Raw genomic sequence first — 26,980 nt, forward strand, 5'->3', positions numbered from 1 at the left:
GCATCCGCCGCAGGCTCGAAATCACGCTGGTCATTCGCAGCTGCTGATGCAGCAGATAGTTCAGCAGCGGGTTTTGCCGACGAAAGCGATAGTGGCTCCAGAAGGCCTGGATACGCAGCAAATTCATGGTCAGGATTTGCCCAATCACGCTCTCGTGCGCGGTGCGGATCGCATCGGTAGTTTCCGGCACCCACAGCAGGCTGGCGTGTTCCAGCAGGCGCGCGTGCATGTTTTTCAGCGCCGTCAGCAGCGTAGCGCCATCGGACGTGCTCGGTAAAATCATCATCATCAGCCCGCCGCACAAAATACCGACGATAACCTCGCAGACGCGCGACTGGGCGATAGTCCACAGTTCGTTGGCGTCAGTGATATTGATAACCGGAAAAGCGATGATCGCGCAGGTATAGCCCGCGAGCTGGAAAGCGTAGGCGACGTTATTGGTGAACATCGCGCAGGCCCAGGTACAGAGGGCTATCCACGCTGAAATGCTGAAGAGAAACAGCCACGGATCGTTGAGCGTGTGCCCGGCCAGCAGCAGCGCCGCGCAGGCGCCGAGCAGGCTGCCGGCAATACGCCCGAAGCTTTTGCTGATCACGCCGCCGACGGTGGGAAAGCTGACCACCGCGGCGGAGGTCATTGCCCAGTAGGGTTCGTCAAGATTCAGCCAGTAGGCGACGCTCAGCGCCAGGCACATGGCAATCCCGTTGCGCAGGGCATAGCGCCACTGCGGACGGCTGGCCTTAATCCACGGGAGCGCGCGCCACGACAGGGCCTGCAGCTTCATTACTGCGCGCCGATGGCAACGGTACAGGTGGTACCGGAGACCAGGGTGGTATCCGGCGGCAGATGGTCAAACTCAATGCGTACCGGGACGCGCTGAGCAAGGCGGACCCAGGGAATATTCGGTTTAATATTCGCCACTAGCCCGCCGCTGCTCTCCACGCTCTGGTCGACTATCGCGCGTCCGATGCTGCCAACGTGACCCTGTAACTTTTGCTTGCTGCTATAAAGAATAATCTGCGCGCTATCGCCGGGACGAATATGACGCAGTTTCGTTTCTTCAAAATAACCCACCACGTAGAAGGAGTGGCTGTCGACGAGGGCGAAAACCGGGTGGCCAACGGCGGCGTAGTCGCCAACGCGGGTCGAGAGATTGGTGACCCAGCCGTCAACCGGCGCTTTGATTTCCGTCTGCGTGAGCTGCCATTGGGCATGATCGAGCGTGGCCTGCGCCACGCCAACCACCGCCTTAGCGGCTTCGAGGTTGGTCGTCGCGGTATTCAGCGCGGTATTGGCGTTTTCTAAATCTTCTGCTGAGATGAAATTCTGGGAAAGATGACGCCGGCGGTTAGCATCGCTGGCGGCTTTTTTCTGTTCCGCCTGCGCGCGGGCGACTTCTGCTTTGGCTTTAGCGAGCTGCGCGCGGGCGTTGAGCAGGGCAATTTTATACGGCGTGTCGTCGATTCTGAACAGCACCTCTCCGGCCTTCACCAGCTGGTTATCGCGCACGTTTAGCTGCAGGATGCTGCCGGAAACCTGCGGCGTAACGCCAACCTGTTCGGCGCGCACCTTGCCGTCGCGGGTCCACGGGGATTGCGTGTAGTAATTCCAGACCAGCCAGGCGGCAATAATGGCCAGCGCGGCGACCAGCAGCGTGGATAAGTATTTTAGTTTCTTCATGGAATGAACATTACCAGATAGTCAGTAAAACCAGCGCCAGACAGACGGAAAGCGCAAAGAAGGAGAGGTCCATTAACAGGGGATGCCAGATCTCGCCTGCGTACATCCAGTCCCGCAGCTGGTGATGGACAATCAGCCAGATAAAAAAGCCCAGCAGAACCGCTTTAAAGACAGGAGGGAAATAGACAGAAGCGCCGAACACCAGGTCCTGGAGCGACAATCCGGCAGTGTTAAGACTCAGTTTCACAAGCAAAAATCCTTTGCCGTTGCAGGAAGAATGTTCAGGTGATGCGATTATTCACATTGTAAATCATTGTTCTGATTCTAGTGAATCAGGTAATTCATTTGTTTTGGTAATTTAAATGCTGCACACTATTCTAAAATCAGTATAATAACTTAGCAAGCTAATTATAAGGAGATGAAATTGGAATCGCCACTTGGTTCTGATCTGGCACGTTTGGTACGCGTCTGGCGCGCGCTAATCGACCATCGCCTGAAACCTCTGGAGTTAACGCAGACGCACTGGGTCACGCTGCATAACATTCACCAGCTGCCGCCTGAACAGTCGCAGATTCAGCTGGCGAAAGCCATTGGTATTGAGCAGCCGTCGCTGGTTCGCACGCTCGACCAGCTGGAGGAGAAAGGGCTTATTTCTCGCCAGACCTGTGCAAACGATCGGCGGGCAAAACGTATCAAGCTTACGGAAAAGGCCGAGCCTCTGATCAATGAAATGGAAGAGGTTATTGGCAAAACGCGTGATGAGATTCTGGCAGGCGTTTCCAGAGAAGAAGTGGAAACGTTGCTTAATTTAATTCGTAAACTTGAACACAACATCCTCGATCTCCAGGCAAAAGATTGACCTTAACGGGGCCTTGAAGAAACTCAAGGCCTCTTTTTTATCTATTCATGCCAGACCACAACGCGGTTACGACCGCTGTTTTTCGCCTCGTACATCGCGGTATCCGCGCACTTAACGCACTCTTCTGCCGAAACACGCGTATCCTGCGTCGTGAAAACCCCCATGCTGATAGTCATTCTTTCGGGTAATCCTTCCTGCTTCTCGCTGACGGAGAGGCGGATGCGTTCGGCGACAGCCAGCGCTTCCTTTGCGCCGATATTGACCAGCAGCAGGGCAAACTCTTCCCCGCCGATACGCGCGGCGGCGTCGTCCTGGCGCACGTTGTTCTGCAACACGCTGGCAGCAAATTGGATCACCTTATCGCCCTGCACGTGACCGTAGGTGTCGTTGATGCGCTTGAAGCGATCGAGGTCGCAGACGATCACCGATAGCGGTTGTGAAGCGGAAACCTTCGGCAATCGTTGATTCAGGGTGTCATAAAAATAGCTGCGGTTATACAGCCGGGTCAGGGGATCGCGAATCGAGTTCTGGTAAGAGCGGACGTATCTTTCGTTCGATTCGCGATAGAGCATAAAAACATCGCACAGCAGGACTAAAATCAGAAACAGGGTGCTAAGCGTTTCAAAGAATCGCGCCTGGTTCCAGGCGTGACTGCTATCACCTGCGGTTGAGAGTAGAACCATTAACGTAAATATATAGGCGGTACAAAAAAAGGCCCCGCTGTACCAGAATATATTACGCAATTGAGTCAGGCTAATCAGTAAAATCAGCGTTACTGACCATATGACAATTAATAACCAGCCAATACGATTATGCCACAGCGGCGTAAAAGTGTAGGTCAGATTGTCAAGGAATTCAATACTCAGCAGCGGGGAGTTGCTGGAATGAATCCACGATAATATAAGCACTGCGGCAATAAAAACAAAGCAACCTGTCAGTACCGTTCGGTGAATTTTACCTGAGCTGAGGGTGATGTTGCGAAAACGGTATAAAACAATCGATGTTATAAATAAAATGGCCATCATCACGTTGCGGAAAAAATAAAAAATCAGCGCGTCATTTTGGTTAATGGCGCGACCCTGTCCGCAAATCAACCAGTCGGGATAGCTGCCTATCGTTCCCAGCATCAGCATGGCCGAGCAGGCAAAGGCGAAGGTAATCGGAACCAGGTACAGCCGTTTTTTATCGCACAGATATTTCATTCCCATAAAACAGGCAATCATAATATGAAAAGTCATCAGCGAAATCGTCAGTACAGGAAAAAGCATGGATGATGTTGTAGGTATACGATGAATTAACGAGTCGCTGAGGTAATTAAGCATGGTAATCGCAAGGATACACACGGCAGCGTAAAGAAATATCCGTTGGGGTAAGCTTTTTATATTAGCGCGCATAGTCAACATCCCTGAAAAATGCGAGGATAAACGACGAGGTTGTCGTAAATGATTTAAATAGTACTCATTGAAGATTACTTGATGGCAGCAGGGGGGATATTGCGCGGGCGCAAAGAGTTGAGGTGCGGCAGGAAAATATAAATATATTTATATCGTTTATTTATGTTGGTAAATGATACATCTTTTATATAAATAAGCGGCCCGTCAGGGCCGCAGGGATAAGGTTTAGCGTGGGGATACCGTAACCTGGCTGCCGCTGCCGGCAATGGCCACGCGCTGGCCAACCGAGAACGGCGTGCTGCCTTGCTTCTGCACCACCATGATGGTGTTACCGTCATCTTTACGGATTTCCAGCTCAACGCCCTGGGTTTTGTTCATCGCACCCTGTACGCCCTGACCGGCTACGCCGCCGGCGACAGCGCCTGCCGCCGTTGCCAGTGAGCGGCCCGTGCCGCCGCCAATGGTGTTACCCAGGAAGCCGCCGAGAACCGCGCCGCCGATGGCGCCGATAGCATTGCTGTCATCTCCGCCCTGAATCTGCACCGCGCGGGTATGGACAATAGTGCCGTAGGTCACGCTCTGGACCTGTTTGGCTTCGGATGCGGAGTAAACATCGCCGGACAGACCGCTGCTGCTGACGCAGCCTGCAAGCGTAAAACCAATCATCGAGACAGCCAAAACACGTAAAATCATTTATGAATCTCCTGTTCACCAAGAAGCGTTCTGTTGAACTTCCTTGTAGCCAATTATATGGCATTTAAGCGTCTGCTGGCATAGCAGATGCAGTGACTATACAAAAAATAATAATCAGAGTCGTCTCAACCTAAACTAAACACAAGTTCTTTACCCTACGAACGACAGCGCTGCTTGTATTGTTAAAAAGTATTATAGCAGCATAGCATTGCCCCCTCGTTTATGGTGGAGTGTGGGGATATACGAGAGTCATGGAATGAAGGAAAGCGTATGAAATCAGGCCGCTTTATCGGCGTAATGTCCGGCACCAGCCTTGATGGTGTTGATGTTGTCCTCGCAGCAATTAATGAAAATATGGTCGCCCAGCAGGCCAGCCTGACCTATCCCATCCCCATTGCTATTAAAGAAGACATTCTGGCCATCTGTCAGGGCCAGCAGCTTACGCTATCGCAGCTGGGGCGGCTTGATACGCGTCTGGGACGGCTGTTTGCCGATGCGGTTCAGGCGTTGATGACGCAGGAAAAGTTACAGGCGGCTGACATTATCGCCATCGGCTGTCATGGCCAAACGGTCTGGCATGAGCCTACGGGCGACGCGCCGCATACCCTACAGATTGGCGACAATAACCAGATTGCCGCGCGTACCGGCGTGACGGTCGTCGGCGACTTTCGTCGTCGCGATATGGCGCTCGGCGGGCAGGGCGCACCGCTGGTTCCGGCATTCCACCACGCGCTGCTGGCGCATCCGGTAGAGCGTCGAATGGTTCTTAATATTGGCGGTATCGCCAACCTCTCCCTGCTGGCGCCGGGGGTACCGGTGCGCGGCTACGACACCGGGCCTGGCAACATGCTGATGGACGCGTGGATCTGGCGACAGTGTGGTAAACCCTACGATAAAGACGCGCAGTGGGCCAGCGAGGGTAAAGTGGTGCTGCCGCTGCTGCAGGATATGCTAAGCGATCCGTGGTTTGCGCTACCGGCGCCGAAGAGTACCGGTCGCGAATACTTTAACTACGGCTGGCTATCGCAGCATCTGGCGCGTTATCCGGGGCTTCGCGCCCAGGACGTGCAGACCACCCTGGCGGAGCTGACCGCCGTCAGCATCAGTGAACAGGTGCTGCTCAGCGGGGGATGCGAACGTCTGCTGGTCTGCGGCGGCGGCGCGCGTAATCCGCTGCTGATGGCGCGTCTGGCGGCGCTGCTGCCGGGAACGGAAGTGTCGACCACCGATGAGGCGGGGATCAGCGGTGATGATATGGAGGCGCTGGCTTTCGCATGGCTGGCGTGGCGGACGCTTGCCGGATTACCCGGTAATCTCCCTTCGGTAACCGGCGCGTCGCAGGCTTCCGTGCTTGGCGCGATTTTCCCGGCAAATCCGCCGCAAAATCAGAGTTAACTGAAATCACCCGCGCCGGTTTCTTCGTAGACTGGACAGCGTTGAGGGAGGGCGTTATGCCTTCCCGGACCGGGAAAGTCGAAGGCAAATTAATGAAAAAAATACTTATTCTTGCGGTACCTTTTATGCTCGCGGGCTGTAGCTACTACAATCAGTTTGTCGAGCGGATGAATACGGACACTCTGGAGTACCAGTGCGACCAGAAGCCGTTGACCGTCCATCTTAATCATACTCGCCAGCAGGTCAGCTTTATCTACGATAACCAGCAGCTCAACTTGCAGCAGGGGTTATCCGCATCCGGATCGCGCTATACCGACGGCGTTTACGTCTTCTGGTCGAAGGGTGATAACGCGACGGTCTATAAACGCGACCGTATCGTGCTGGAAAACTGTCAGCTGCAAACCGCCAAACGTTGAGATTTCGGTCATGGGGGCGCACAATGACGCTACCCTTTGATTATTTTCTCAATTGCCATGTCTGATAACGACGAATTGCAGCAAATCGCGCACCTGCGCCGCGAGTACACCCGTGGCGGCCTGCGTCGCCACGACCTTCCCGCCGAACCTCTGGTGCTATTTGAACGCTGGCTGCGTCAGGCCTGCGATGCGAAGCTCGCCGATCCAACGGCGATGGTGGTCGCCACCGTTGATGAAAACGCCCAGCCTTACCAGCGCATCGTTTTGCTTAAGCACTATGATGAAAAAGGCTTGGTGTTTTACACCAACCTTGGCAGCCGCAAAGCCCACCAGATTGAAAAAAATCCCCGCATCAGCCTGCTGTTCCCATGGCATATGCTGGAGCGCCAGGTGATGGTTATCGGCAAAGCAGAACGCCTTTCAACGCTGGAAGTGGTTAAATATTTCCACAGCCGTCCGCGCGATAGCCAGATTGGCGCCTGGGTGTCGCAGCAGTCCAGCCGTATCTCGGCGCGCGGCATCCTTGAGAGTAAGTTCCTCGAGCTTAAGCAAAAGTTCCAGCAGGGCGAAGTTCCGCTGCCGAGCTTCTGGGGCGGATTCCGCGTCAGCATCGAACAGATGGAGTTCTGGCAGGGCGGCGAGCATCGTCTGCACGATCGTTTTCTCTACCAGCGGCAAAACGGCGGCTGGCAAATCGACCGACTGGCGCCATAAAGCACGCAAAAATGTTGTGTTAAGCGCTGGTGCATCGTGGCCCGGCGCTTTATTCTATACGCTTCATTTTTCAAGCTGCATCTTTGTTAGCCGCGCCTGTCTGGCTCTGTCGCTTACCTGAGTAAGTTCCCTGGGCTTTTACATGCTTGCCGCCGCGATGCAGCTTGAATAATTTTGCGTAGATGTTTTTTTTCGCGTCTGGCGAAAAGTCGTGTACCGGCAGAGGTGCAGTCGTTTATAGATGGAGAATTTGATGGCAAGCAGTAACTTGATTAAACAATTGCAGGAGCGGGGGCTGGTAGCCCAGGTGACGGACGAGGAAGCGTTAGCAGAGCGACTGGCGCAAGGCCCGATCGCGCTCTATTGCGGCTTCGACCCTACCGCCGACAGCTTGCACTTGGGGCATCTTGTTCCATTGTTATGCCTGAAACGCTTCCAGCAGGCTGGCCACAAGCCGGTTGCGCTGGTGGGCGGCGCGACGGGGCTGATTGGCGACCCGAGCTTTAAAGCCGCTGAGCGTAAACTGAACACTGAAGATACCGTGCAGGAGTGGGTGGATAAAATCCGCAAACAGGTCGCGCCTTTCCTCGACTTTGATTGCGGGGATAACTCGGCCATTGCCGCGAATAACTACGACTGGTTTGGCAGCATGAACGTGCTGACCTTCCTGCGTGATATCGGCAAGCACTTCTCTGTAAACCAGATGATCAACAAAGAAGCGGTGAAGCAGCGTCTCAACCGCGACGACCAGGGCATCTCTTTTACCGAGTTTTCCTACAACCTGCTGCAGGGTTACGACTTTGCCTGCCTGAACAAGCTGCACGGCGTGGCGCTGCAAATCGGCGGTTCTGACCAGTGGGGCAACATTACCTCCGGTATCGACCTGACCCGTCGTTTGCACCAGAACCAGGTCTTTGGCCTGACCGTACCGCTGATCACCAAAGCCGACGGCACCAAATTTGGTAAAACTGAAGGCGGCGCGGTGTGGCTGGATCCGAAGAAAACCAGCCCGTACAAGTTCTACCAGTTCTGGATCAACACCGCGGATGCTGACGTTTATCGCTTCCTGAAGTTCTTCACCTTTATGGACATGGCTGAAATCAACGCCCTGGAAGAAGAAGACAAAAACAGCGGTAAAGCGCCGCGCGCCCAGTATGTGCTGGCCGAGCAGGTGACTCGTCTGGTGCACGGCGAAGAAGGACTGGTGGCGGCAAAACGCATTACCGAGAGCCTGTTCAACGGTAACCTGAGCGATCTGAGCGAAGCCGATTTCGAGCAGTTAGCGCAGGATGGCGTGCCGATGATCGAAATGGAAAAGGGTGCCGATCTGATGCAGGCGCTGGTGGATTCTGAGCTGCAGCCGTCCCGCGGCCAGGCGCGTAAAACCATCGCCTCCAACGCGGTGACCATTAACGGCGAAAAACAGTCCGACCCGGAATATGTGTTTGTCGATGGCGACCGCCTCTTCGGGCGCTACACCTTACTGCGCCGCGGTAAGAAAAATTACTGTCTGGTCTGCTGGAAGTAATTGCGTAAAGGCAGGGGCGTGGGAAACCGCGCCCCTTATTTTTTGCTCTCAGGTAATCAAGATGAAGAATATCCTCGCCATCCAGTCCCACGTTGTGTTTGGCCATGCGGGCAACAGCGCCGCTGAATTTCCGATGCGCCGCCTTGGCGCCAACGTCTGGCCGCTTAACACCGTACAATTCTCCAACCATACCCAATACGGAAAGTGGACCGGCTGCGTCATGCCGCCGGCGCATTTAACGGAGATTGTGCAGGGGATAGCCGATATTAACCAGCTGCAGCGCTGCGACGCGGTATTAAGCGGATACCTGGGGTCGGCGGAGCAGGGCGAACATATTCTTGGCATCGTGCGTCAGGTGAAAAGCGCCAATCCGGCCGCGAAATATTTCTGTGACCCGGTGATGGGGCATCCTGAAAAGGGCTGCATCGTGGCGCCTGGCGTCGCGGAGTTTCACGTGCGCTATGCGCTGCCGGCGAGCGATATTATTGCGCCAAACCTGGTTGAGCTGGAGATCCTCTGCGGGCACCCGGTGGCAAACGTTAACGAAGCGGTTTTGGCCGCCCGCGAGCTGATTGCTCAGGGGCCGGAAGTGGTGCTGGTGAAGCATCTCTCACGCGCCGGGCTGAGCATGGATCGTTTTGAAATGCTGCTGGTCACCGGGCAAGAGGCCTGGCACATCAGCCGTCCGCTGGTGGATTTTGGCATGCGCCAGCCGGTGGGCGTCGGCGATGTCACCAGCGGGCTGCTGCTGGTTAAGCTGCTGCAGGGCGCGAGTTTGCGCGATGCGCTGGAGCACGTCACCGCCGCGGTGTATGAAATCATGCTGGCGACAAAAAATATGCAGGAGTATGAGCTACAGGTTGTGGCGGCTCAGGATCGTATTGCCCAGCCGGAGCACTACTTCAGCGCCACGCAGCTTTAAGAGGCGTGAGAACAACTTGCCCGACCTGCGTCGGGCAAGGATCGGCGTTACTTCAGCCCTTCAGCCTCGAGGGCGGCGGCTACGGCAGGCCGCGCGGCAACGCGCTTCATCCAGACCGCAATATTGCTATAGCCTGCCATATCCAGCTTCACGGCGTACGCCCAGCGCAGCACGGTGAACAGGTAGCCATCGGCGATAGTGAAACGGTGCCCGTTAATCCACTCTTTATCTTCCAGGCATTCGTTAACGTACTGCATTTTTTTGTCCAGCAGCGCGCGAGCGACAGGTTTGTAATCCTCCGGCGTATCAGGACGAAACAGCGGGGTAAAACCTTTATGCAGTTCCGTCGCCACGTAGTTTAGCCACTCCAGCGTCTGATAGCGCGCGATGCTTCCCACCGGTGCCAGCAGCTGGCGATCCGGCACGCGATCGGCGATATATTGCATAATGGCCACACCTTCCGTCAGCAGCACATCATCGTCCAGCAGCAGCGCCGGCACCTGACCTTTCGGGTTTACCAGCAGATAATCATCCCCGTTTTCGAGACGTTTTTTCATCACGTCAACGCCCTGCAGGGTGAAGTCCAGGCCGCTCTCGCGTAGCGCGATATGCGAAGCAAGAGAACAAGCGCCGGATTTGTAGAACAGTTTCATCGGTAACTCCTCGTGGCTGCGGTTTTCTGTATGTTAGTCCGCCCAGGGGCAAAAAAAAACCGCTAACAGCGCGTTAGCGGTTTAAATTTATGGGTTTTCCCGGGGAGCTTAGGCCGTAGCGGTATCGCGGGCTTTTGCCGTTTTATCATCGTCCTGGGTCATGCGGTTCAGCTTAGGCGCCGTCAGCAGCATCAGGATGGCGATAATGCCGGTGGCGACACCAATATGCAGGAATACGCGACCGTAAACTTCCAGCGACATCAGCGGGTCAGTCACGTTATCCGGCACCGCCATCATGTTCGCGACGTAGCCGCCGATCAGGTTGGCGCCAGCGGTAGTCAGGAACCAGCTGCCCATGATGAAGCCCATCAGACGCTGAGGAACCAGTTGCGCAACCATCGCCAGACCCAGGCCGGAGATCATCAGTTCACCGATACTTTGCAGGCCGTAGCTGATAACCAGCCAACTGACGTTCACGATACCCGCGTCGCTGGCAAACTTAGCGCCCAGCGGCAGTACGAGGAAGGCGCCGGAACAGAGGACCATACCAATAGCAAACTTCATCGGCATCGGCAGGGTATCGCCCATTTTGTTGTAGATAGCGGCCAGAATCGGGCTACCGATAATGATCCAGAATGGGTTCAGCGCCTGGTACTGCTCAGGCTCGAAAGCGATGCCAAGCAGAGAGTGTTCAACGTTGCGAATCGCAAAGAAGTTAAGGGAGGTCGGCATCTGGCTGTACAGAACAAAGAAGATAATCGCCTGCAGCATCAGGATGAACGCGACGATCATTTTGCGCCGCGCGGCGCCCTGCATCGCGAAGGCTTCTTTAGCGAAGATAACGATAATACCCAGCGCAACCACGCCCAGCGCCATACGTGCAACACCCTGGTTGTGCAGCAGCCAGGTTGCAATCGCGATGAGAACCACCACGCCAACGATTGTCGCCAGCAGCTTGCCTACCTGCAGCGGGGCGAAGTCAGGCTTCGAGCCGTACTGTTTAACCCAGCGCTGGCAGAAAGTGAAGTTGACAATGGTGATCACCAGGCCGACAAAGCTCAGGGCGAAAGCGACGCTCCAGCCGAACTTCGCCGCCAGCCACGGCGTGGCCAGCATAGAGAAGAAGGAACCGATGTTGATGGACATATAGTACATGGTAAATGCACCGTCCAGACGCGGGTCGTTCTTTTCATAGCAGGTTGAGAGCAGGGAAGAGGGGTTAGCCTTAAACAGGCCGTTACCGACGGCAATCGTCGCCATACCTATATAGACGATGCCCGCATCGTGCCCGGACCACGCTACCAGGCCATAGCCGATGGCCAGAACAATGGCACCGAGCATAATGACGCGCTTGGTGCCCAGCACCTTGTCGCCCAGCCAGCCGCCAATCGCCACCAGGCCGTAGACCAGGGCGCTAAAGGAGGAGAACAGGGTGATAGAATCCGCTTCTGACATACCCAGCTGTTTAACCAGGTAAACGGCCATGATCCCTTGCAGGCCGTAGAAACCAAAACGCTCCCATAGCTCAATCGAGAAGATGAGATAGAACGATCGTGGTTGTTTGAAAGCGTTCAAGCTGACGCTTTCTGTTGGTTTATTGTTTGCAGTCGACACAAATACCTCTTTTTTTACATCCCATATTAACGGGGGGTGCTCGGGGCGCAATCTTCTCAGACCGCCGCCTTTATAGTTATTCTGGAGGGAAAACGGCAGGTAATGTTCACTATCCTGTCCCTTCAGGCAATAGCTTTGCAATAATCTGTTACACATATTTTGTGCGGAATAATACACCGCATACACAAATGTTATTCAGAGTTAAATTTCAAGCTTTGGTGAATGGGAGCGTTTTTATCTGCCGCAATGGAAAATTTTTCGTATAATGGCGATATGTTCTGCTGAGTGCGCTTGCATCCAGTGATATAGCCCATAATCCTAAAAATTGATGGGTTATTGTGTTGATATTTAAGTTGAGGGTATTTGAATCAGCAGGTTTGGGTACAATTACGTTAACAATTAACCAACAACAAAATGACCAGGTGATCCTGATCACAAATGTATAGAAATTTTGACTCTAAAAAAAATGAATACCCTGGATGATGATTATATAACCGCATAATCACCCGCAGCCGGGGCAAAACCATGGCGTGAATGTCGATAAAGCTGGGGGAGGCAGAGTCATCTCTTTGGGAGGACAATGACTCTGCGCGTCGTCAGGAATAGACCTTCTCTTTATACTCGCAAAGATCTTCTATCAGACAGGAGCCGCAGCGCGGTTTACGGGCAATACACGTATAACGACCATGCAGGATTAACCAGTGATGGCAGTCGACTTTAAATTCCGCCGGAACCACCTTTAACAGCTTTTCTTCCACCTGTTCCACGTTTTTACCGGGCGCAAATTGTGTTCGATTACAAACGCGGAAGATATGCGTATCGACGGCGATTGTCGGCCAGCCGAAGGCGGTATTCAGCACCACGTTTGCCGTTTTGCGTCCCACGCCGGGAAGCGCCTCAAGGGCCGCCCGATCTTCCGGAACTTCGCCATTGTGCTGTTCAAGCAGGATCCGGCAGGTCTTGATAACGTTTTCGGCTTTACTGTTAAACAGACCGATGGTTTTGATATACGCCTTCACGCCCTCAACGCCCAGCGCCAGCATGGCTGCTGGCGTATTGGCGACCGGATAGAGTTTTGCCGTGGCTTTGTTGACGCTGACGTCGGTGGCCTGCGCCGAGAGCAGAACGGCGATCAGCAGTTCAAACGGCGAGTTAAAATGCAGCTCCGTGGTGGGGTGCGGGTCGTTATCCCTGAGCCTGGTGAGGATCTCCAGGCGTTTACTCTTATTCATCCTATGCTTTTCCCGTCACATCAGACGGCGCAATGAGATCGGCTTGCGCCGCTTTGGCTTTGCGCTGTTTGCTACGTTCATCGATGAGGTATTTTACCGCCAACATCATGCCGAGGCCAATAAATGCGCCCGGTGGCAGCATCGCCAGCAGGAACGGCGTATCGGTATGGAATACTTCAATGCGCAGAACTTTAGCCCAGCCGCCGAGCAGGCTATCGGCACCGTCAAACAGGGTGCCGTTGCCGAGGATTTCGCGCATCGAACCGAGCACAAACATTGCGCATGTCGCCCCCATCCCGATGGAGAATCCATCCAGCGCCGAGAGCGCCGGGCCTTTTTTCGCCGCAAAGGCTTCCGCGCGGCCAACCACGATACAGTTGGTGACGATCAGCGGGATAAAAATCCCCAGAGACTGATAAAGGCCGAACGCGTAGGCGTTAATCAGCATCTGCACGACGCTCACTACCGACGCGATGATCATCACGTAAATCGGGATACGGATTTCCGCCGGCGTCCAGCGACGCAGGCTGGAAATGGTCAGGTTCGTCAGGGTCAAAACCAGCGTCGTCGCCAGCCCAAGACCGAGAGCGTTGGTGGCGGTAGAAGTCACGGCGAGCAGGGGACACATCCCCAGCAGCTGAACCAGCGCGGAGTTGTTTTTCCACAACCCCTGAACAATAACGTCTTTAACTTCGCTCATGGTCTAGTCTCCACAGGGAGTGAATGCGGAAATCTGCGCGGGCAGCGTTTGGGCGTACAGGCCCGCGCGTTTGACGGCGTTGACCACCGCGCGAGGGGTAATGGTGGCCCCGGTAAACTGGTCGAAATCGCCGCCGTCTTTTTTCACGGCCCAGTGGCTGTCGTCTTGCCCATGGATCGTTTTACCGGCAAAGAGGGTGATCCAGTCGGAAATTCGGAGCTCGATTTTGTCGCCCAGGCCCGGCGTCTCATGATGTTCGGTAACGCGGGTACCCAGCATGGTGCCTTTAAAATCGGCGGCTACCAGCAGCTGAATGGCGCCGGAATAGCCGTCCGGCGCGGTAGCTTCCATCACCGCAGCAACCGGCTTCTCGCCGTCCTGCGCGATCCATACCTTGTGCTGGCCCTTGCCCAGCTCCGGCGCGCTAACCTGATAACAGCTTTTCAGCAAATCGTTATTGTAGAGAGCGGCTGGCATCACCTGGTCGAATAGGGCTTTTTGCTGCTGGGCGGCCTGGTCTTCAATGGTACTTTTGGTCAGCTCGTTAATCGCCGCCGTCAGCCCGGTAGAACCTGCGGCGAAGAGTGCCAGCGTGATACCGTGTTTGCGCATGCTTTGTAACATGTTCGGGTCCTCAGCGGTGGCCGTACGCGCGCGGGCGCGTGTAGTAATCGATCAACGGAACGGTGATATTGGCCAGCAGGACGGCAAAGGCCACGCCATCCGGGTAGCCGCCAAAGCTGCGAATCAACCATACCAGTAATCCCGCCAGCGCGCCGAAGATCAGGCGTCCGCGATTGGTGGTGGAGGCGGTCACCGGGTCCGTCAGGATAAAGAAGGCGCCGAGCATGGTGGCGCCGGAAAGCAGATGCATCTGCGGCGAGGCGAGGCTTTCCGGGGAGAACAGCCATCCCAGGGTAGCGCAAACGGCGAGGCTCAGCAGGAAGCTCAGCGGAATATGCCAGCGGATAGCCTTCTGCCACAGCAGGAACAGACCGCCCGCGAGCCAGGCCACGTTCACCCACTGCCAGCCGAGACCGGCGAGCTCGCCGCCGTAGATTGGATACTGCAGGATCTCGCTAACCGGATGGCCGGCGTGAAGCGACGTTTTAAAGGTATCCAGCGGCGTGGCCTGACTGATACCGTCAATGCCAATTCGCAGGCTATTCATGTCCCCACCGGTCGCCGTATGGCCGGTGAAAATCATCCGCAGCGCGTCGCTAAAACCTGGAACATGGGCGGCTATTTCATGGGGCGGAAGCCAGGAGGTCATCTGCACCGGGAAAGAGATCAGTAGCACCACGTAGCCAATCATTGCCGGGTTAAAAGGATTGTGACCCAGTCCACCGTACAGCTGTTTGGCGATAATCACCGCAAACGCAGTGCCCAACACGACCATCCACCACGGGGCGAAAGGCGGGATACTGACGGCCAGCAGCAGGCCGGTGAGCAGCGCTGAGTTATCGGCGAGGATCGCGGGAATATTTTGTTTGCGCAGTCTAAGGATGGCCGCTTCGGCCCCCCACGCCGTGAGGGCGGCAAGGATAATCTGCAACACGGTACCCCAGCCGAAAAACCAGGTCTGCACCACGATGCCGGGTACCGCGGCGAGCAGCACCAGCAGCATAATCCGCGAAGTCTGGCGCTGATTGTGGGTATAAGGGGAACTTGCGATTCTGAAAACCATTTAATCCTCGTTAACTGCCTGCCGGGATGCTTTCCGGGCCTGAACGCGGGCGATTGCTTCAGCGACTGCCGCTTTGCGGGCGTCGTCATTGGCTGCCGACGGGGGAACTGCTTGTTGCTGTTGTTCTGCTTTGCGCGCTTTCGCTCGGGCGATAGCGGCCTCAACGGCGGCCCTGCGCGGATCGGCGGCTGCCGGTTGTTCGGCGGCGGCATCTACCGCGGGAGCCGTCTGCTGTTCGGCTTTGCGCGCTTTCGCTCGGGCGATAGCGGCCTCAACGGCGGCTTTGCGCGGATCGGCGGCTGCCGGTTGTTCGGCGGCGGCATCTACTGCCGGAGCCGTCTGCTGTTCGGCTTTACGCGCTTTCGCTCGGGCGATAGCGGCCTCAACGGCGGCTTTGCGCGGATCGGCGGCTGCCGGTTGTCCGGCGGCGGCATCTACCGCGGGAGCCATCTGCTGTTCAGCTTTACGCGCTTTCGCTCGGGCGATCGCGGCTTCAACGGCGGCTTTGCGCGGATCGGCTGCGGCATCTACCGCCGGAGCCGTCTGCTGTTCGGCTTTGCGCGCCCGCGCCTCGGCCTTGCGGGCTTCGCGGGCGGCAATGGCTTCGCTGTTATCCGGTTTGGCGCCGGAGAGCACGATAATCGGCTGCGCCGCGTCACGCTGTTTTTCACGCACCCGGGCAAGGGCGGCGTTAATGGCGTCCTGATCTTTCGCCGCAGGCTGGACCGCGGCCTGCTTATGACGTTCCAGACGCGCCGCTTTATCGCGCTCCAGGCGAGCCTGACGCGCCTCAAAGCGAATTTTGGCCTCCGCGGCGCGTTTCTCTTCTTGCGCGATCGCGGAGATCTCGGCTTTCTCCTGGCGGAAGTACTGCACCAGCGGAATATTGCTTGGGCAAACCCAGGCGCAGGCGCCGCACTCAATGCAATCTGCGAGATTATGGCTGGTGGCTTTGTCGTGCTGCTGGCCTTTGCTGAACCAATAAAGCTGCTGCGGCAGAAGATCGGCCGGGCAGGCGTCCGCACAGGCGCTGCAGCGGATGCAGCCTTTTTCCTCTTCCGGCTCGCCCATTTCGCTCGCCGACGGCGCCAGCAGGCAGTTGGTAATTTTCACGACCGGCACGTCGAGCCACGGCAGGGTGAAGCCCATCAACGGGCCGCCCATAATCACCATCGGGTCAGCGCTCGGGCAGAAACCGGCATCCTTTAGCAAATGGCTGACCGGGGTGCCGAGGCGCGCCCAGACGTTACCCGGACGCGAGACCGCTTCGCCGGTCAGGGTGACGACGCGCTCCGTCAGCGGCTCGCCGTCGATTACCGCGCGTTTCACCGCATAGGCGGTGCCGACGTTCTGCATCAGCACGCCGATGTCAGAGGAGCGTCCGCCGTGAGGCACCTGCTTGCCGGTGAGGATCTGCGTGAGCTGTTTCGCGCCGCCGGAGGGATATTTGGTGGGGATCACTCGCAGGGAAATACCGTGCGTGTCGGCTAATACCGCGCGCAGCATCGAAATCGCCTGCGGTTTATTATCCTCGATGCCGATCAGGACCTGACCCGGCTGCAGAATATGGGCAAGGATACGAATACCCTCAACGATCTGCGCCGCGCAATCCTGCATCAGACGGTCATCGGCGGTGATGTAGGGCTCGCACTCGGCGGCGTTGATAATGAGTGTGTCGATTTTGTCGCCGCCGCCGCGCAGCTTGGCGCCGGTCGGGAAACCCGCGCCGCCCAGTCCGGCCACGCCAAACTGGTGAATACGCTCAATCAGCGCTTCGCGGGATTTATTCTGATAATCGTACCAGCCATCGCGCTCAATCCAGCGATCTTCGCCATCGGCATCAATAATGACGCTCATTTCCGCCAGCGCGGAAGGGTGGGCGGTAGAGTGGGGGGCGATGGCCGCCACGATCCCGGATGTTGGGGCATGCACCGGCAACATTCGGCCCCAGCCGCGCGTCAACGGCTGGCCGCGCAGGACGCGATCGCCCGGCTGCACGCACAGCTCACCTTCCGCGCCGATATGCTGCTTTAGCGGGATGACGAAACGCTGCGGCAGCGACACCTGACGCAGCGGGGTACCGTTGGACTGGGTTTTCATCTCTGGCGGATGGATGCCGCCGTTGAAGTCCCAGACTTTATCTTTGCGAAAAGCGGAAAATAACTTAAACATGTTGTTCCACGGGAATAATGCGTACCGGGATGGTCTGAAGATCCCATTTCCAGGTTTCTGTCGTCGCCGCCACCGGGCGCAGTTCAATACATTGCGTTGGACAAGGCGCGACGCAGAGATTACAGCCGGTACAGAGATCGCTCATCACCGTATGCATGGCGCGGGTGGCGCCGATGATGGCGTCGACCGGGCAGGCCTGGATGCATTTTGTGCAGCCGATGCAGTTCGCTTCGTCGATCGTCGCCAGCATTCGTGCAGGTTCGGCTTCTTGCGCGTCGCCGTCTGTCGGCTGCGGATCGACGTTCAACAGCTCGGCGATTTTAAGCATTACCGCTTCGCCGCCGGGGGCGCAGCAGTTGATTTTCTCACCCTGGGTCCCGACCGCTTCCGCGTAGGGGCGACAGCCGGGGTAGCCGCACTGGCCGCACTGGCTCTGCGGAAGCAGGGCATCTATTTTTTCCACCACCGGGTCATCTTCTACCGCAAAGCGGCGGGAGGCGTACCCCAGAATTAAGCCGAAAATCAGCCCCAGCAGGCTAATGGCGACCACGGCTATCCAGACAGCGTTCATTACAACTTCACCAAACCACTAAAGCCCATAAAGGCAAGAGACATTAAACCTGCGGTGACCAGCGCAATGGCGTTACCGCGAAACGGCGCCGGCACATCCGCGACCACCAGGCGCTCGCGAATAGAAGCGAAAAGCACCATCACCAGCGAAAAACCGACCGCGGCGGCAAAACCGTACAGCGCCGATTGCAGGAAATTATGCCCAAGGTTAATGTTTAGCAGCGCCACGCCGAGCACCGCGCAGTTGGTGGTGATCAGCGGCAGGAAAATCCCCAGCAGGCGATACAGCGCCGGGCTGGTTTTACGCACGACCATCTCGGTAAACTGCACCACCACGGCGATGACCAGGATAAAGGCCAGCGTGCGCAAATAGACCAGATCCAGTGGGATAAGGATCCAGGTATCAATTAGCCAGGCGCAAATAGAGGCCAGCGTCATCACGAAGGTGGTGGCGAGCCCCATCCCCATAGCGGCTTCCAACTTTTTGGAAACCCCCATAAACGGGCACAGTCCTAGAAACTTCACCAGCACGAAGTTGTTAACAAGGACAGTGCCAACAAAGAGCAGTAAATAATCAGCCATCATTCGACCTGAAATAGAAAAAGCCGTCTATTATCGAATAAATCGATACCGGCGACAACAGGTTAACTGTGTGGTTATTACGGATTCACAAAGGTCCGTTTAACCCGAGCAGAACGCCTGAAATAGGGTGCAAGCAGCGCAGCGGCGAGAAGAGGGAAAAGCAGCTGGCGCAGCGCGAGCGCGTCAGAAATCGGGGAAAAGGCAAAGGCTTTCACCGCCAACAGCAGCGTGATCAGCAGCCAGATGATGTAGTGTTTCGGTACCCCTTTCCGCCGCTTAAAAAAGGCGATGGTCAACCACAGCGTGTAGTACCACATGGCGATAGCAAAAGCTAAGGAAGCAATCCACAGGGCGAGATGTTCGGCACTCATATTGCCCAACAATGTATAAGTCTGGGAAGACATCAAAGCCTTAGCAAAAAATAGCAGCGACAATGAGGCGCTAAGCAGGGCCACCAGGAGCCATGCCAGCGGCGCCAAAAGCCATCCGCCAATACGTTCCACAGAGTCAGAGGACATTATTACTCCCAAATTCAACGCCAGTTATCAATAAAAGCAGGGCGGAAGTATAAGCAACTGGCGTGAATGATGACAGTCTTTATTGCACGTAGCGCCACACGGACTTGGGCACTTCGCCGATGTTGAACAATTTGCCGCCGGAAACCAGTTCCGCCCGGCGATGGTCGGCCGCGCGATACATGTTGACGATCTCTTCGTTATCGGTCAGAGAATAGTTAAGGTGATCAAAAAGTTTTTCCAGACTTTCCAGCGAACTGATTTTACGAAATTTTAATAAGTAGTCCTGAACGGTCATTTTGCGTATCCATTTTATAATCGGAATAAATTAAGTTGAATATACCCATATTGAGTAAACCTGTTCTCAACCGGCAGTTCCTTTTTAAGATAAACTGTATGGAGTTATTTCGGTTGTAAATACCTGTGACAAGAACAGACGATGTTTCCGGCCTGGTAAAAAGAAATTTAGGAGTATTCCAGAACTAAATCAGGCGCCGGAAGGCGCCTGGGAGAGAAGATTAACGCTGTTCGCCTCGGCTGGCAATAACGTTTTGATACCAGAAAAAGCTCTTTTTCCGTTTACGCGCCAGATTTTGCTGGTGATCGACATAAACGAACCCGTACTGTTTTTTATAACCGTTCAGCCAGCTCAGCAGATCAATAAAGGACCAGGGGTAGTAACCGCGCACGTCGGCACCCAGCTCCAGCGCTTTTTCCAGCGCCGTGATATGGCTGCTGAGGTAGTCAATTCGCGGGTCGTCGACGATTTCGCCATTGATAATCGGGTCTACCGCCCCCAGCCCGTTTTCGGTGATATAGATCGGAATATCACCGTAGCGCGCTTTAATCATCATGATCCCGTCGGTTAAGCCCTGAGGCCAAATTTCCCAGCCCCATTCGGTATAGGTGCTTTGCGGGTTGCGCACGAAGTAAAAGAGTCCGTCAACTCCCGGCTCGCCGCCGGTCGCGACTTCAGGAGGCTGCGCCGACACGGTTTCACGACGGTAGTAGTTCAGGCCGATAAAATCACAGCGGTTGTCACGCAGCAGCGCATCGTCACCCGGTTCAAAGGCCGGAACGCCCCACAGCGCCTGAGTTTTCTGCAGCAGCTCCGCAGGATAGCCGCCTTTTAATACCGGATCGTAGAGCCAGTGGGTATGGATAGCGTCCGCCATCTCCGTCGCTTGCTTATCTGCTTCACTGTCGGTTAATGCAGTGTGCGGTTGCAGCACGTTGACAAACCCTATCTCTCCCGCGACGCCCATTTCACGAAACGCTTTAACCGCCAGCGCATGGGCGATAAAGACGTGGTGGCAGGCCTGAATGGCCCGCGCCGGGTCCCGCACCGCAGGGGGATGAATGCCGTTAATATAACCGTGGCCAATAAAAACGATCGTCTCGTTAAAGGTGGCCCACAGTTTGACGCGAGAGCCAAAGCGTTGATAGCAAAGACGCGCGTACTCAGCGAAGGCTTGCGCCGTACTGCGCGCCTCCCAGCCGCCTTCATCCTGTAGCGCCTGGGGGAGATCCCAGTGGTACAGGGTGATCATCGGTTCAATGTTATGCGCCAGCAGCTCGTCAATCAGGTCGCTGTAGAATTGCACCCCTGCTTCATTCACCTCGCCGCGGCCGGTGGGCAACAGGCGGGGCCAGGAAATAGAGAAGCGATAGCTTTGCAAACCCATTTCCGCCATCAGCGCCACGTCTTCGCGAAAACGATGGTAGTGGTCAACGGCGACGTCACCGGTCGTCCCCTGATAGGTAGTGCCAGGAAGATGGGAATAAGTATCCCAGATAGAAGGGCCTTTGCCGTCGGCATCGTGTCCGCCTTCAACCTGCCAGGCTGCGGTAGCGGCGCCCCATAAAAAGTGTTGCGGAAATCCGGACATGAAAAAACTCCTTATCGATTGATAAAGAGAGTGTAATCAATGCGTGTGCAACTATGCAACCGGTTTCAGAAACCGGTTGCATAGTTGCGAAGCGGGTCACTGTTTATTTCGACAGCGGCTTCGTCTGAACAACATCAACGGAAGGCGGGGACTGGTAGTTATCAATATGATGAGCGATAACTAAAAGCAGGGCCGAAACGCCCAAAACAATCCAGCCAATAAGTTCTACAATACGGTTAAAAACGTTTTCCATAACACTACTGCAAATTGTGAAACCAGACTGAAATGGTACTCAACGACTGAAGTAACGCAAGTGTTACATGATCTTAGCGACGCAAATGGCGTAAAGCTGAGCAACATTGCGGGTTAAAAGAGTGAGCAAGCCGCGGCATCAACGCGGCCACCATCTTCTCGTTAAGAGGGCAGAAAAATGAGTGACGCTATCCGGGTAGGATTAATCGGTTACGGCTATGCGAGCAAAACCTTTCATGCGCCGCTCATCAGCGGTACGCCGGGGATGACGCTGGCGGCGGTGTCGAGCAGCGATGAAAAGAAAGTGCTGGCCGACTGGCCTGCGGTGCAGGTGGTGGCCGCGCCGCAAGCGCTCTTTAGCGATCCCAATATCGACCTGGTGGCGATCCCCACCCCAAACGACACCCATTTTCCGCTGGCCAAAGCCGCGCTGGAAGCGGGCAAGCATGTGGTGGTGGATAAACCTTTTACCGTGACGCTGGCGCAGGCGCGCGAGCTTGAAGCGATTGCCAAAAGCGAGGGGCGCTTGCTTTCGGTGTTTCACAACCGCCGCTGGGACAGCGATTTTCTGACGGTGAAATCGTTGATTAATGAAGGGCTGCTGGGAGAAGTGGTCTATTTTGAGTCACATTTCGACCGCTATCGACCGCAGGTGCGGCAACGCTGGCGCGAGCAGGGCGGGCCGGGCAGCGGCATCTGGTACGATCTTGCCCCGCATCTGCTGGACCAGGTGGTAAATCTCTTCGGACTTCCGGTTAGCATGCAGGTCGATCTGGCGCAATTACGTCCGGGCTCGCAGTCCACTGACTATTTTCACGCGGTATTAACCTGGCCGCAGCGCCGGGTGGTATTACACGGAACCCTGGTGGCCGCCGCGGAAACGGCGCGCTTTATCATCCACGGCTCGCGCGGAAGCTACGTGAAATACGGCCTTGATCCGCAGGAAGAACGGCTGAAAAGCGGCGAGCGCCTGCCGCAGGAGGACTGGGGATACGATATGCGCGACGGGCTGCTGACGCGGGCCGAAGGCGAGGAAATAACCGAAGCGTCGTGGCTGACGCTACCGGGCAACTATCCGGCCTATTATGCCGCCATTCGCGATGCGCTTAACGGGGTCGGCGTTAATCCGGTCCCGGCAAGCCAGGCGATTCAGATAATGGAACTGATTGAGCTGGGGCTGGAGTCGGCCAGGCATCGGGCGACGCTGTCTCTGAATTAGATCGCCCTGACGAAACGAGGCGGTAGCAGAACCCCGCGTTGCCGCGGGGGTAAACATTAAGCCTGCTGTACGCGCTGAATCAGCGCCGCTTTCTCCTGGGCGCTTAAAAAGGCGAGCTCCAGACCATTTTTCTGCGCCTGGCGAATTTGCTCCCGGCTTAAGCCGGCAGCCGGGGCGGCGAAGGTGTATTCGTGGATAATATCGACGCCCTGAACGGCGGGGTCGTCGGTGTTGATACAGGCCAGCACGCCGTGTTCGAGGAACGTTTTCAACGGATGCTCGGCCAGGGATGGCACGGTACTGGTCTGAATATTGGATGTCAGACAGGACTCAATACCGATTCGCTGCGCGGCGAGATAATCCATCAGCGCCGGATCCTGCACCGCCTTCACGCCGTGGCCGATACGCTCGGCACCCAGTTCGCGAATCGCCTGCCAGATGCTTTCCGGGCCAGCGGCTTCGCCCGCATGAACGGTGATGCGCCAGCCGGCATCGCGCGCGCGGCGGAAGTGATCCATAAACAGGTTTCCCGGGAAGCCCAGCTCATCCCCGGCGAGGTCGAGGGCGGTGATGCCGTCGCGGTGGGCGAGCAGAGCCTCAAGCTCTTCCTCACAGGCCGCCTCGCCGAAGGTGCGGCTCAGGATGCCGATCAGGCGGGCTTCGACGTTAAAGTCGCGGCTGCCTTCTTTCACTCCGGCGATCACCGCCTCGACAACGCCGGCAACGGGCAACTGGTGAGTCATCGCCATATAGCGTGGAGAGAAACGCAGTTCGACGTAGTGCAGGCCGTTGCGCGCGGCATCTTCGAGGTTTTCATAGGCGACGCGGCGGCAGGCCTCCAGCGAGGCCAGCACTTTTACCCCCCAGTCGAGCTTAGCGAGGAAGCTGACCAGGTTGGGCTCATTGCTGGTGACCTGCACATGAGGACGTAAAGTATCGAGGGTGTCTGCCGGGAGTGCGAGATTAAACTGACGGCCAAGATCGAGAATAGTTTGGGCCCGGATATTGCCATCGAGGTGGCGATGGATGTCGGTTAATGGCAAAGTTAAATCAATCATGGTCGCACTCTTTTTTTAGTTAAAGTGCGCGTCATTGTACATCAGAACGATAAATGGTTTAAAGGGGAGAAAAATACCGAACAATCCAGGGGAAAACGTTGAGAGGAGGGAGGATTACCCTGTCAAATAGAGGAATGACCAAATCGCTCATAGCAAAACGCTATTAATCATAGTCAATCAGTATTTAATTTCGCCCGTGAGATTTTCTATAGTCTCTGGCGCTGATTTTCCTGCAATGAATGGCAGGCAATTTTTAAAAGGACCCTGGGAATATGGTTTTCACGTTAAAAAAAATCGCGGTACCGCTGATTGTCGCAAGTTCACTGCTGCTGGCCGCCTGCAAACCTGGCGAGGACCCCAACCACATCAAGGTGGGCATTAGCGCGGGCGTCGATCAGGAAGTGTGGGCGGTGGCGCAAAAAGTGGCGAAAGAGAAATACAACCTCGACGTTGAGGTGGTGACGTTTAATGATTTCGTTCTGCCTAACGAGGCGCTGAATAACGGCGATCTGGATGCCAATGCTTTCCAGCACAGGCCCTATCTGGACAAACAGATTCAGGAGCGCGGCTATAAGCTGGTTCAGGTTGGCACCACTTTCGTTTATCCGATAGCGGCCTATTCAAAGAAAATCACATCGGTCGCTCAGCTGCCCGATGGCGCGCAGGTGGCGGTCCCCAACGATCCAACTAACCTCGGTCGTTCTCTGCTGTTGTTACAAAAACAGGGGCTGATTACGCTGAAGGACGGCGTGGGTCTGCTGCCCACTTCGCTGGATATTATCAACAATCCGAAAAAGCTAAAAATCGTCGAAATTGAAGCGCCGCAGCTGACCCGCGCGCTGGACGACCAGCAGATAACCATGGCGATCATCAATACCACTTTCTCCAGCCAGGTTGGGCTGTCGCCGTCGCGCAACGGCCTGTTTGTGGAAAGCAAAGATTCGCCTTACGTTAATATCTTTGCCAGCCGTATCGAAAACAAAGACAGCGAGAAGGTGAAAAACCTGGTGAAGGCCTACCAGAGCGATGAGGTCGCCGCGGCGGCTGAACGGCTATACAAAGGCGATGCGGTGAAGGGCTGGTAGAGACGCTCGGCCAACTCTGATCGCGTGCAGTCACGATCATTGCAGCCGGTAGCGACCCACTACCGGCTTTTTTCTGGCTACTTTTGAATCAAATAGCGGATGGTTGGCCCATCCTGCTGAATGTCGAGCACGGTGTAGCCGTGGTTTTTGGCATCCAGCGGGATATTGTTAATCGACTGCGGACAGTCGCTGACCACTTCAAGTATCTCGCCTTTCTTCAGCGAAGGCATGGCTTCCAGCGTGGCGATGGCCGGATAGGGGCAGGGTTCGCCAACCATATCGAGGCGATAATCGGGAACGAAAGTTTTCATGCGCTTTCCTTAACGGTCGAGGCGGCGAGAGATTGACGGCGGAAGAAACGTTTTTCCCAGCCTATCACCAGAACCAGCGCGAGCAGCAGCAGGAGATAGGTCGCCAGCAGGCCGCCGAATGGCCCGAAGGTCGCCAGCAGGTTGATTTTATCCCAGCTTGTGGCCAGCGCCGGGGAGAGCCCGTCCCAGTAGTATGCGAGGATCGTTGAACCGATCACGTTGCCCAGCCCGACCCACCAGTAGTGCACCTGACCCTCCACCGCGCGGTACATCCAGCCGGTTTCGCAGCCGCCCGCCAGGACGATGCCAAAGCCAAACAGCAGGCCGCCGATAACCGCGTTAGGGCCCGCCCACATGATTTTCGGCTCCATACCCAGCTGCACGTAGCTGAAGATGCCAATGGCGCTGGCGGCCATACCGAAGATAATCGCCTTCGCCATATTGGTGCGTCCGGTTATCCACATATCGCGAAAGGCGGAGGTAAAGCAGATCTGCGCCCGTTCGATAAGCAGGCCAAACCCCACGCCAAACAGCAGCGCCAGGCCGAGCTTCGGCTGGTTCGCCGCGGTGAGCAGGCCCCAGGCGATCATGGCGAAAAAGACCACCATCCCGAGACGGAACCGGCGCCGCGCCTGGTCAGGTTTTTGCGTCAGCGGCGACGCCTGCGACACTTTCTGCATTTTTACCGGAATACGAAAGATGGGCAGTAAGGTAAAGCGCGCGCCGAACCAGGTGCCGATAGCAGTAGCGATGGCGAAGAACCAGGCGTGCAGAGAAAACTGCGGGATACCGGTAAAGAACGCGGCCAGATTGCAGCCCATCGCCAGGCGCGCACCGAAACCAGCAATAATTCCCCCGGCGACGGCCTGCAGAATGCGGATCCGGCTGCGAGGGAAGCGCAGCTTCACGTTATTCGCCCACAGCGCGGCGGCGAAACAGCCGCCGAACATGCCGATGATCATCATGCCGTCGATACGGGTGAGCGGGGTGCCCTCGAGATGAATGAGTTTATAGTAGCCCCACTCTTCGCTGTGCACGCCGACGAGCTGCAGTAATTGCCCGCCCCAGCGGGTGAATTCGCCGGTGACGGCCCAGAAAGTGCCGGTAATACCGAAGTAGTAGGTTGAGAGAATACCCGCGGCGATAACGGCGGGTACCGGCGACCAGAATTTAATCAGCCACGCCTGTTTGAACTGTTGCCATGTCATGAAGATGCCTCTGAACTCAGAAGGTATATTACCCGTAGCGGGTTAAAGAGCAGCGATAATACGCGGCTTATTCGCTGAAAACGCTCGATGGGATCAAATTGACCGATAAAGAGAATACAAAAGGCCACACCAGAGTGGCCTTTCACGCCCGCCGAACCGCGGTCAGCTCCCGGTGACGGTTTTGGCGATTAGTTAAAGCCCAGGCGAATAAGATTCAACGGGCAATATAATCCCTGATGGCCGTCTATTTCCACGCAATCGGCGCGACGGATCTGCTCCGCCGTTTTACCCTCGGCGTGGATGGCTTTGATGACGCCCGTCGCGCCGCTGTCGGCCACCATAACCATGCTGCCGGTAGAGATAGCGTTACGGTTACGATCGTAGGTGTTCATTTTTTTTCCTCCTGATGAATGCTTTGACGGGAATTAAAAACGGCATTTAAATACACCTTTGTGAAACGGTTTTTTTTGAGTCTCGTCAAAATATCGGCTAATTATGCCCGGAGGACGGATGAGCGAGCGGGGAGTCGGCAATTAAGCGAAGGCAGCGGCGGTAAATAATCCCGCGATGCCGCGCCGCCGTGTGCTAAATAGATCGTGTACTCCGGCGGCGCGGAAAAATAGCGCGGGATG

Annotated in this window: 30 protein-coding genes; 8 read left to right on the plus strand and 22 right to left on the minus strand. The window is 55.9% G+C overall.

Annotation, left to right across the window (positions count from 1 at the left end; all coding sequences use genetic code 11):
• The 3 genes from CMQ96_RS02465 to CMQ96_RS02475 all read right to left on the minus strand — a co-directional run.
• The coding region (locus CMQ96_RS02465) for an FUSC family protein (RefSeq protein WP_141522373.1) at positions 1-784 on the minus strand (784 nt) is incomplete at its 3' end.
• Positions 784-1,680 carry an HlyD family secretion protein gene (locus CMQ96_RS02470; protein ID WP_004136796.1) on the minus strand — a complete coding sequence of 299 codons (897 nt, stop codon included), beginning with the start codon at positions 1,678-1,680 and terminating at the stop codon, positions 784-786. The genes CMQ96_RS02465 and CMQ96_RS02470, both read right to left, overlap by 1 nt.
• Positions 1,681-1,690: 10 nt before the next feature.
• Complete coding sequence (locus tag CMQ96_RS02475; RefSeq protein ID WP_004136799.1) at positions 1,691-1,927, minus strand: DUF1656 domain-containing protein; 237 nt, start codon at positions 1,925-1,927, stop codon at positions 1,691-1,693.
• A gap of 171 nt (positions 1,928-2,098) precedes the next feature.
• Here CMQ96_RS02475 and slyA point away from each other — a divergent pair, with 171 nt between their 5' ends.
• Positions 2,099-2,539 (plus strand): transcriptional regulator SlyA, encoded by a 441-nt coding sequence (slyA, locus tag CMQ96_RS02480; protein ID WP_029669661.1) that lies wholly within the window; start codon positions 2,099-2,101, stop codon positions 2,537-2,539.
• A gap of 41 nt (positions 2,540-2,580) precedes the next feature.
• Here slyA and CMQ96_RS02485 read toward each other — a convergent pair whose 3' ends face one another.
• Entirely contained in the window at positions 2,581-3,933 is a 1,353-nt protein-coding gene (locus tag CMQ96_RS02485; protein WP_098065818.1) for a GGDEF domain-containing protein, read from the minus strand.
• A 225-nt stretch (positions 3,934-4,158) separates the two neighbouring features.
• Positions 4,159-4,626, minus strand: a complete 468-nt coding sequence (slyB, locus tag CMQ96_RS02490; RefSeq protein WP_004851450.1) for an outer membrane lipoprotein SlyB — start codon at positions 4,624-4,626, stop codon at positions 4,159-4,161.
• A 270-nt stretch (positions 4,627-4,896) separates the two neighbouring features.
• Here slyB and anmK point away from each other — a divergent pair, with 270 nt between their 5' ends.
• From anmK to pdxY, 5 genes are all read left to right on the plus strand, one after another.
• Positions 4,897-6,021, plus strand: coding sequence for an anhydro-N-acetylmuramic acid kinase (anmK, locus tag CMQ96_RS02495; protein ID WP_004136807.1), 1,125 nt, complete (start codon positions 4,897-4,899; stop codon positions 6,019-6,021).
• 92 nt (positions 6,022-6,113) lie between these two features.
• Positions 6,114-6,437, plus strand: coding sequence for a C-type lysozyme inhibitor (gene mliC, locus CMQ96_RS02500; RefSeq protein ID WP_098066094.1), 324 nt, complete (start codon positions 6,114-6,116; stop codon positions 6,435-6,437).
• A 57-nt stretch (positions 6,438-6,494) separates the two neighbouring features.
• Positions 6,495-7,151: a pyridoxamine 5'-phosphate oxidase gene (gene pdxH / locus CMQ96_RS02505; RefSeq protein WP_098066095.1), complete on the plus strand. Its 657-nt coding sequence runs from the start codon at positions 6,495-6,497 to the stop codon at positions 7,149-7,151.
• A gap of 253 nt (positions 7,152-7,404) precedes the next feature.
• Positions 7,405-8,679, plus strand: coding sequence for a tyrosine--tRNA ligase (gene tyrS, locus CMQ96_RS02510; protein WP_024357979.1), 1,275 nt, complete (start codon positions 7,405-7,407; stop codon positions 8,677-8,679).
• 61 nt (positions 8,680-8,740) lie between these two features.
• Positions 8,741-9,601 (plus strand): pyridoxal kinase PdxY, encoded by an 861-nt coding sequence (pdxY, locus tag CMQ96_RS02515; RefSeq protein ID WP_004136812.1) that lies wholly within the window; start codon positions 8,741-8,743, stop codon positions 9,599-9,601.
• Positions 9,602-9,648: 47 nt separating this feature from the next.
• Here pdxY and gstA read toward each other — a convergent pair whose 3' ends face one another.
• From gstA to blr, 13 genes are all read right to left on the minus strand, one after another.
• The gene (gene gstA, locus CMQ96_RS02520) at positions 9,649-10,254 is read right to left on the minus strand and encodes a glutathione transferase GstA (RefSeq protein WP_004136813.1); all 606 of its coding nucleotides are present in this window, start codon (positions 10,252-10,254) and stop codon (positions 9,649-9,651) included.
• Positions 10,255-10,362: 108 nt separating this feature from the next.
• Entirely contained in the window at positions 10,363-11,868 is a 1,506-nt protein-coding gene (gene dtpA, locus CMQ96_RS02525; RefSeq protein ID WP_024357981.1) for a dipeptide/tripeptide permease DtpA, read from the minus strand.
• A 596-nt stretch (positions 11,869-12,464) separates the two neighbouring features.
• Positions 12,465-13,100, minus strand: a complete 636-nt coding sequence (gene nth / locus CMQ96_RS02530; protein WP_004132317.1) for an endonuclease III — start codon at positions 13,098-13,100, stop codon at positions 12,465-12,467.
• Between the two features lies 1 nt (position 13,101).
• Positions 13,102-13,800, minus strand: coding sequence for an electron transport complex subunit E (locus CMQ96_RS02535; RefSeq protein WP_004132319.1), 699 nt, complete (start codon positions 13,798-13,800; stop codon positions 13,102-13,104).
• A 3-nt stretch (positions 13,801-13,803) separates the two neighbouring features.
• Positions 13,804-14,424 (minus strand): electron transport complex subunit RsxG, encoded by a 621-nt coding sequence (rsxG, locus tag CMQ96_RS02540; RefSeq protein ID WP_098065820.1) that lies wholly within the window; start codon positions 14,422-14,424, stop codon positions 13,804-13,806.
• Positions 14,425-14,434: 10 nt separating this feature from the next.
• The gene (gene rsxD, locus CMQ96_RS02545) at positions 14,435-15,487 is read right to left on the minus strand and encodes an electron transport complex subunit RsxD (protein ID WP_049086142.1); all 1,053 of its coding nucleotides are present in this window, start codon (positions 15,485-15,487) and stop codon (positions 14,435-14,437) included.
• The gene (gene rsxC, locus CMQ96_RS02550) at positions 15,488-17,659 is read right to left on the minus strand and encodes an electron transport complex subunit RsxC (protein WP_098065822.1); all 2,172 of its coding nucleotides are present in this window, start codon (positions 17,657-17,659) and stop codon (positions 15,488-15,490) included. It lies immediately after the preceding gene.
• Complete coding sequence (gene rsxB / locus CMQ96_RS02555; RefSeq protein WP_024357985.1) at positions 17,652-18,230, minus strand: electron transport complex subunit RsxB; 579 nt, start codon at positions 18,228-18,230, stop codon at positions 17,652-17,654. The genes rsxC and rsxB overlap by 8 nt, the downstream gene beginning before the upstream one ends.
• Entirely contained in the window at positions 18,230-18,811 is a 582-nt protein-coding gene (gene rsxA / locus CMQ96_RS02560; protein WP_004102633.1) for an electron transport complex subunit RsxA, read from the minus strand. The genes rsxB and rsxA overlap by 1 nt, the downstream gene beginning before the upstream one ends.
• Before the next feature lie 77 nt (positions 18,812-18,888).
• Positions 18,889-19,329, minus strand: coding sequence for a DUF2569 domain-containing protein (locus CMQ96_RS02565; protein ID WP_024357986.1), 441 nt, complete (start codon positions 19,327-19,329; stop codon positions 18,889-18,891).
• Positions 19,330-19,408: 79 nt separating this feature from the next.
• Positions 19,409-19,624: a transcription modulator YdgT gene (gene ydgT / locus CMQ96_RS02570; protein ID WP_004134363.1), complete on the minus strand. Its 216-nt coding sequence runs from the start codon at positions 19,622-19,624 to the stop codon at positions 19,409-19,411.
• Positions 19,625-19,844: 220 nt separating this feature from the next.
• Positions 19,845-21,215, minus strand: a complete 1,371-nt coding sequence (locus tag CMQ96_RS02575; RefSeq protein WP_024357987.1) for a GH1 family beta-glucosidase — start codon at positions 21,213-21,215, stop codon at positions 19,845-19,847.
• Positions 21,216-21,318: 103 nt separating this feature from the next.
• Positions 21,319-21,468 carry a division septum protein Blr gene (gene blr, locus CMQ96_RS02580; RefSeq protein ID WP_004119556.1) on the minus strand — a complete coding sequence of 50 codons (150 nt, stop codon included), beginning with the start codon at positions 21,466-21,468 and terminating at the stop codon, positions 21,319-21,321.
• 177 nt (positions 21,469-21,645) lie between these two features.
• On the opposite strand from blr, the gene CMQ96_RS02585 reads away from it, so the two are divergent.
• Positions 21,646-22,686 carry an oxidoreductase gene (locus CMQ96_RS02585; protein WP_024357988.1) on the plus strand — a complete coding sequence of 347 codons (1,041 nt, stop codon included), beginning with the start codon at positions 21,646-21,648 and terminating at the stop codon, positions 22,684-22,686.
• 56 nt (positions 22,687-22,742) lie between these two features.
• Here the strand turns inward: CMQ96_RS02585 and add are convergent, their stop codons facing one another.
• Positions 22,743-23,744, minus strand: coding sequence for an adenosine deaminase (add, locus tag CMQ96_RS02590; protein WP_098065824.1), 1,002 nt, complete (start codon positions 23,742-23,744; stop codon positions 22,743-22,745).
• A 272-nt stretch (positions 23,745-24,016) separates the two neighbouring features.
• Between add and metQ the strand changes: the two genes are divergently transcribed.
• Positions 24,017-24,829, plus strand: a complete 813-nt coding sequence (metQ, locus tag CMQ96_RS02595; protein WP_024357990.1) for a methionine ABC transporter substrate-binding lipoprotein MetQ — start codon at positions 24,017-24,019, stop codon at positions 24,827-24,829.
• A gap of 77 nt (positions 24,830-24,906) precedes the next feature.
• Here the strand turns inward: metQ and yedF are convergent, their stop codons facing one another.
• The 3 genes from yedF to ydfZ all read right to left on the minus strand — a co-directional run bounded on the left by yedF (position 24,907) and on the right by ydfZ (position 26,740).
• Complete coding sequence (gene yedF / locus CMQ96_RS02600; RefSeq protein ID WP_004134369.1) at positions 24,907-25,140, minus strand: sulfurtransferase-like selenium metabolism protein YedF; 234 nt, start codon at positions 25,138-25,140, stop codon at positions 24,907-24,909.
• Entirely contained in the window at positions 25,137-26,348 is a 1,212-nt protein-coding gene (yedE, locus tag CMQ96_RS02605; protein WP_004134371.1) for a selenium metabolism membrane protein YedE/FdhT, read from the minus strand. Before yedE ends, yedF begins: the two co-directional genes overlap by 4 nt.
• A 188-nt stretch (positions 26,349-26,536) precedes the next feature.
• A complete protein-coding gene (ydfZ, locus tag CMQ96_RS02610; RefSeq protein ID WP_004134374.1) occupies positions 26,537-26,740 on the minus strand; it encodes a putative selenium delivery protein YdfZ in 204 nt (67 codons plus the stop codon).
• Positions 26,741-26,980 lie beyond the last annotated feature (240 nt).

The organism is Klebsiella sp. MBT K-1 (assembly GCF_002556465.1).
In the GTDB taxonomy this organism is placed as follows: domain Bacteria; phylum Pseudomonadota; class Gammaproteobacteria; order Enterobacterales; family Enterobacteriaceae; genus Klebsiella; species Klebsiella grimontii.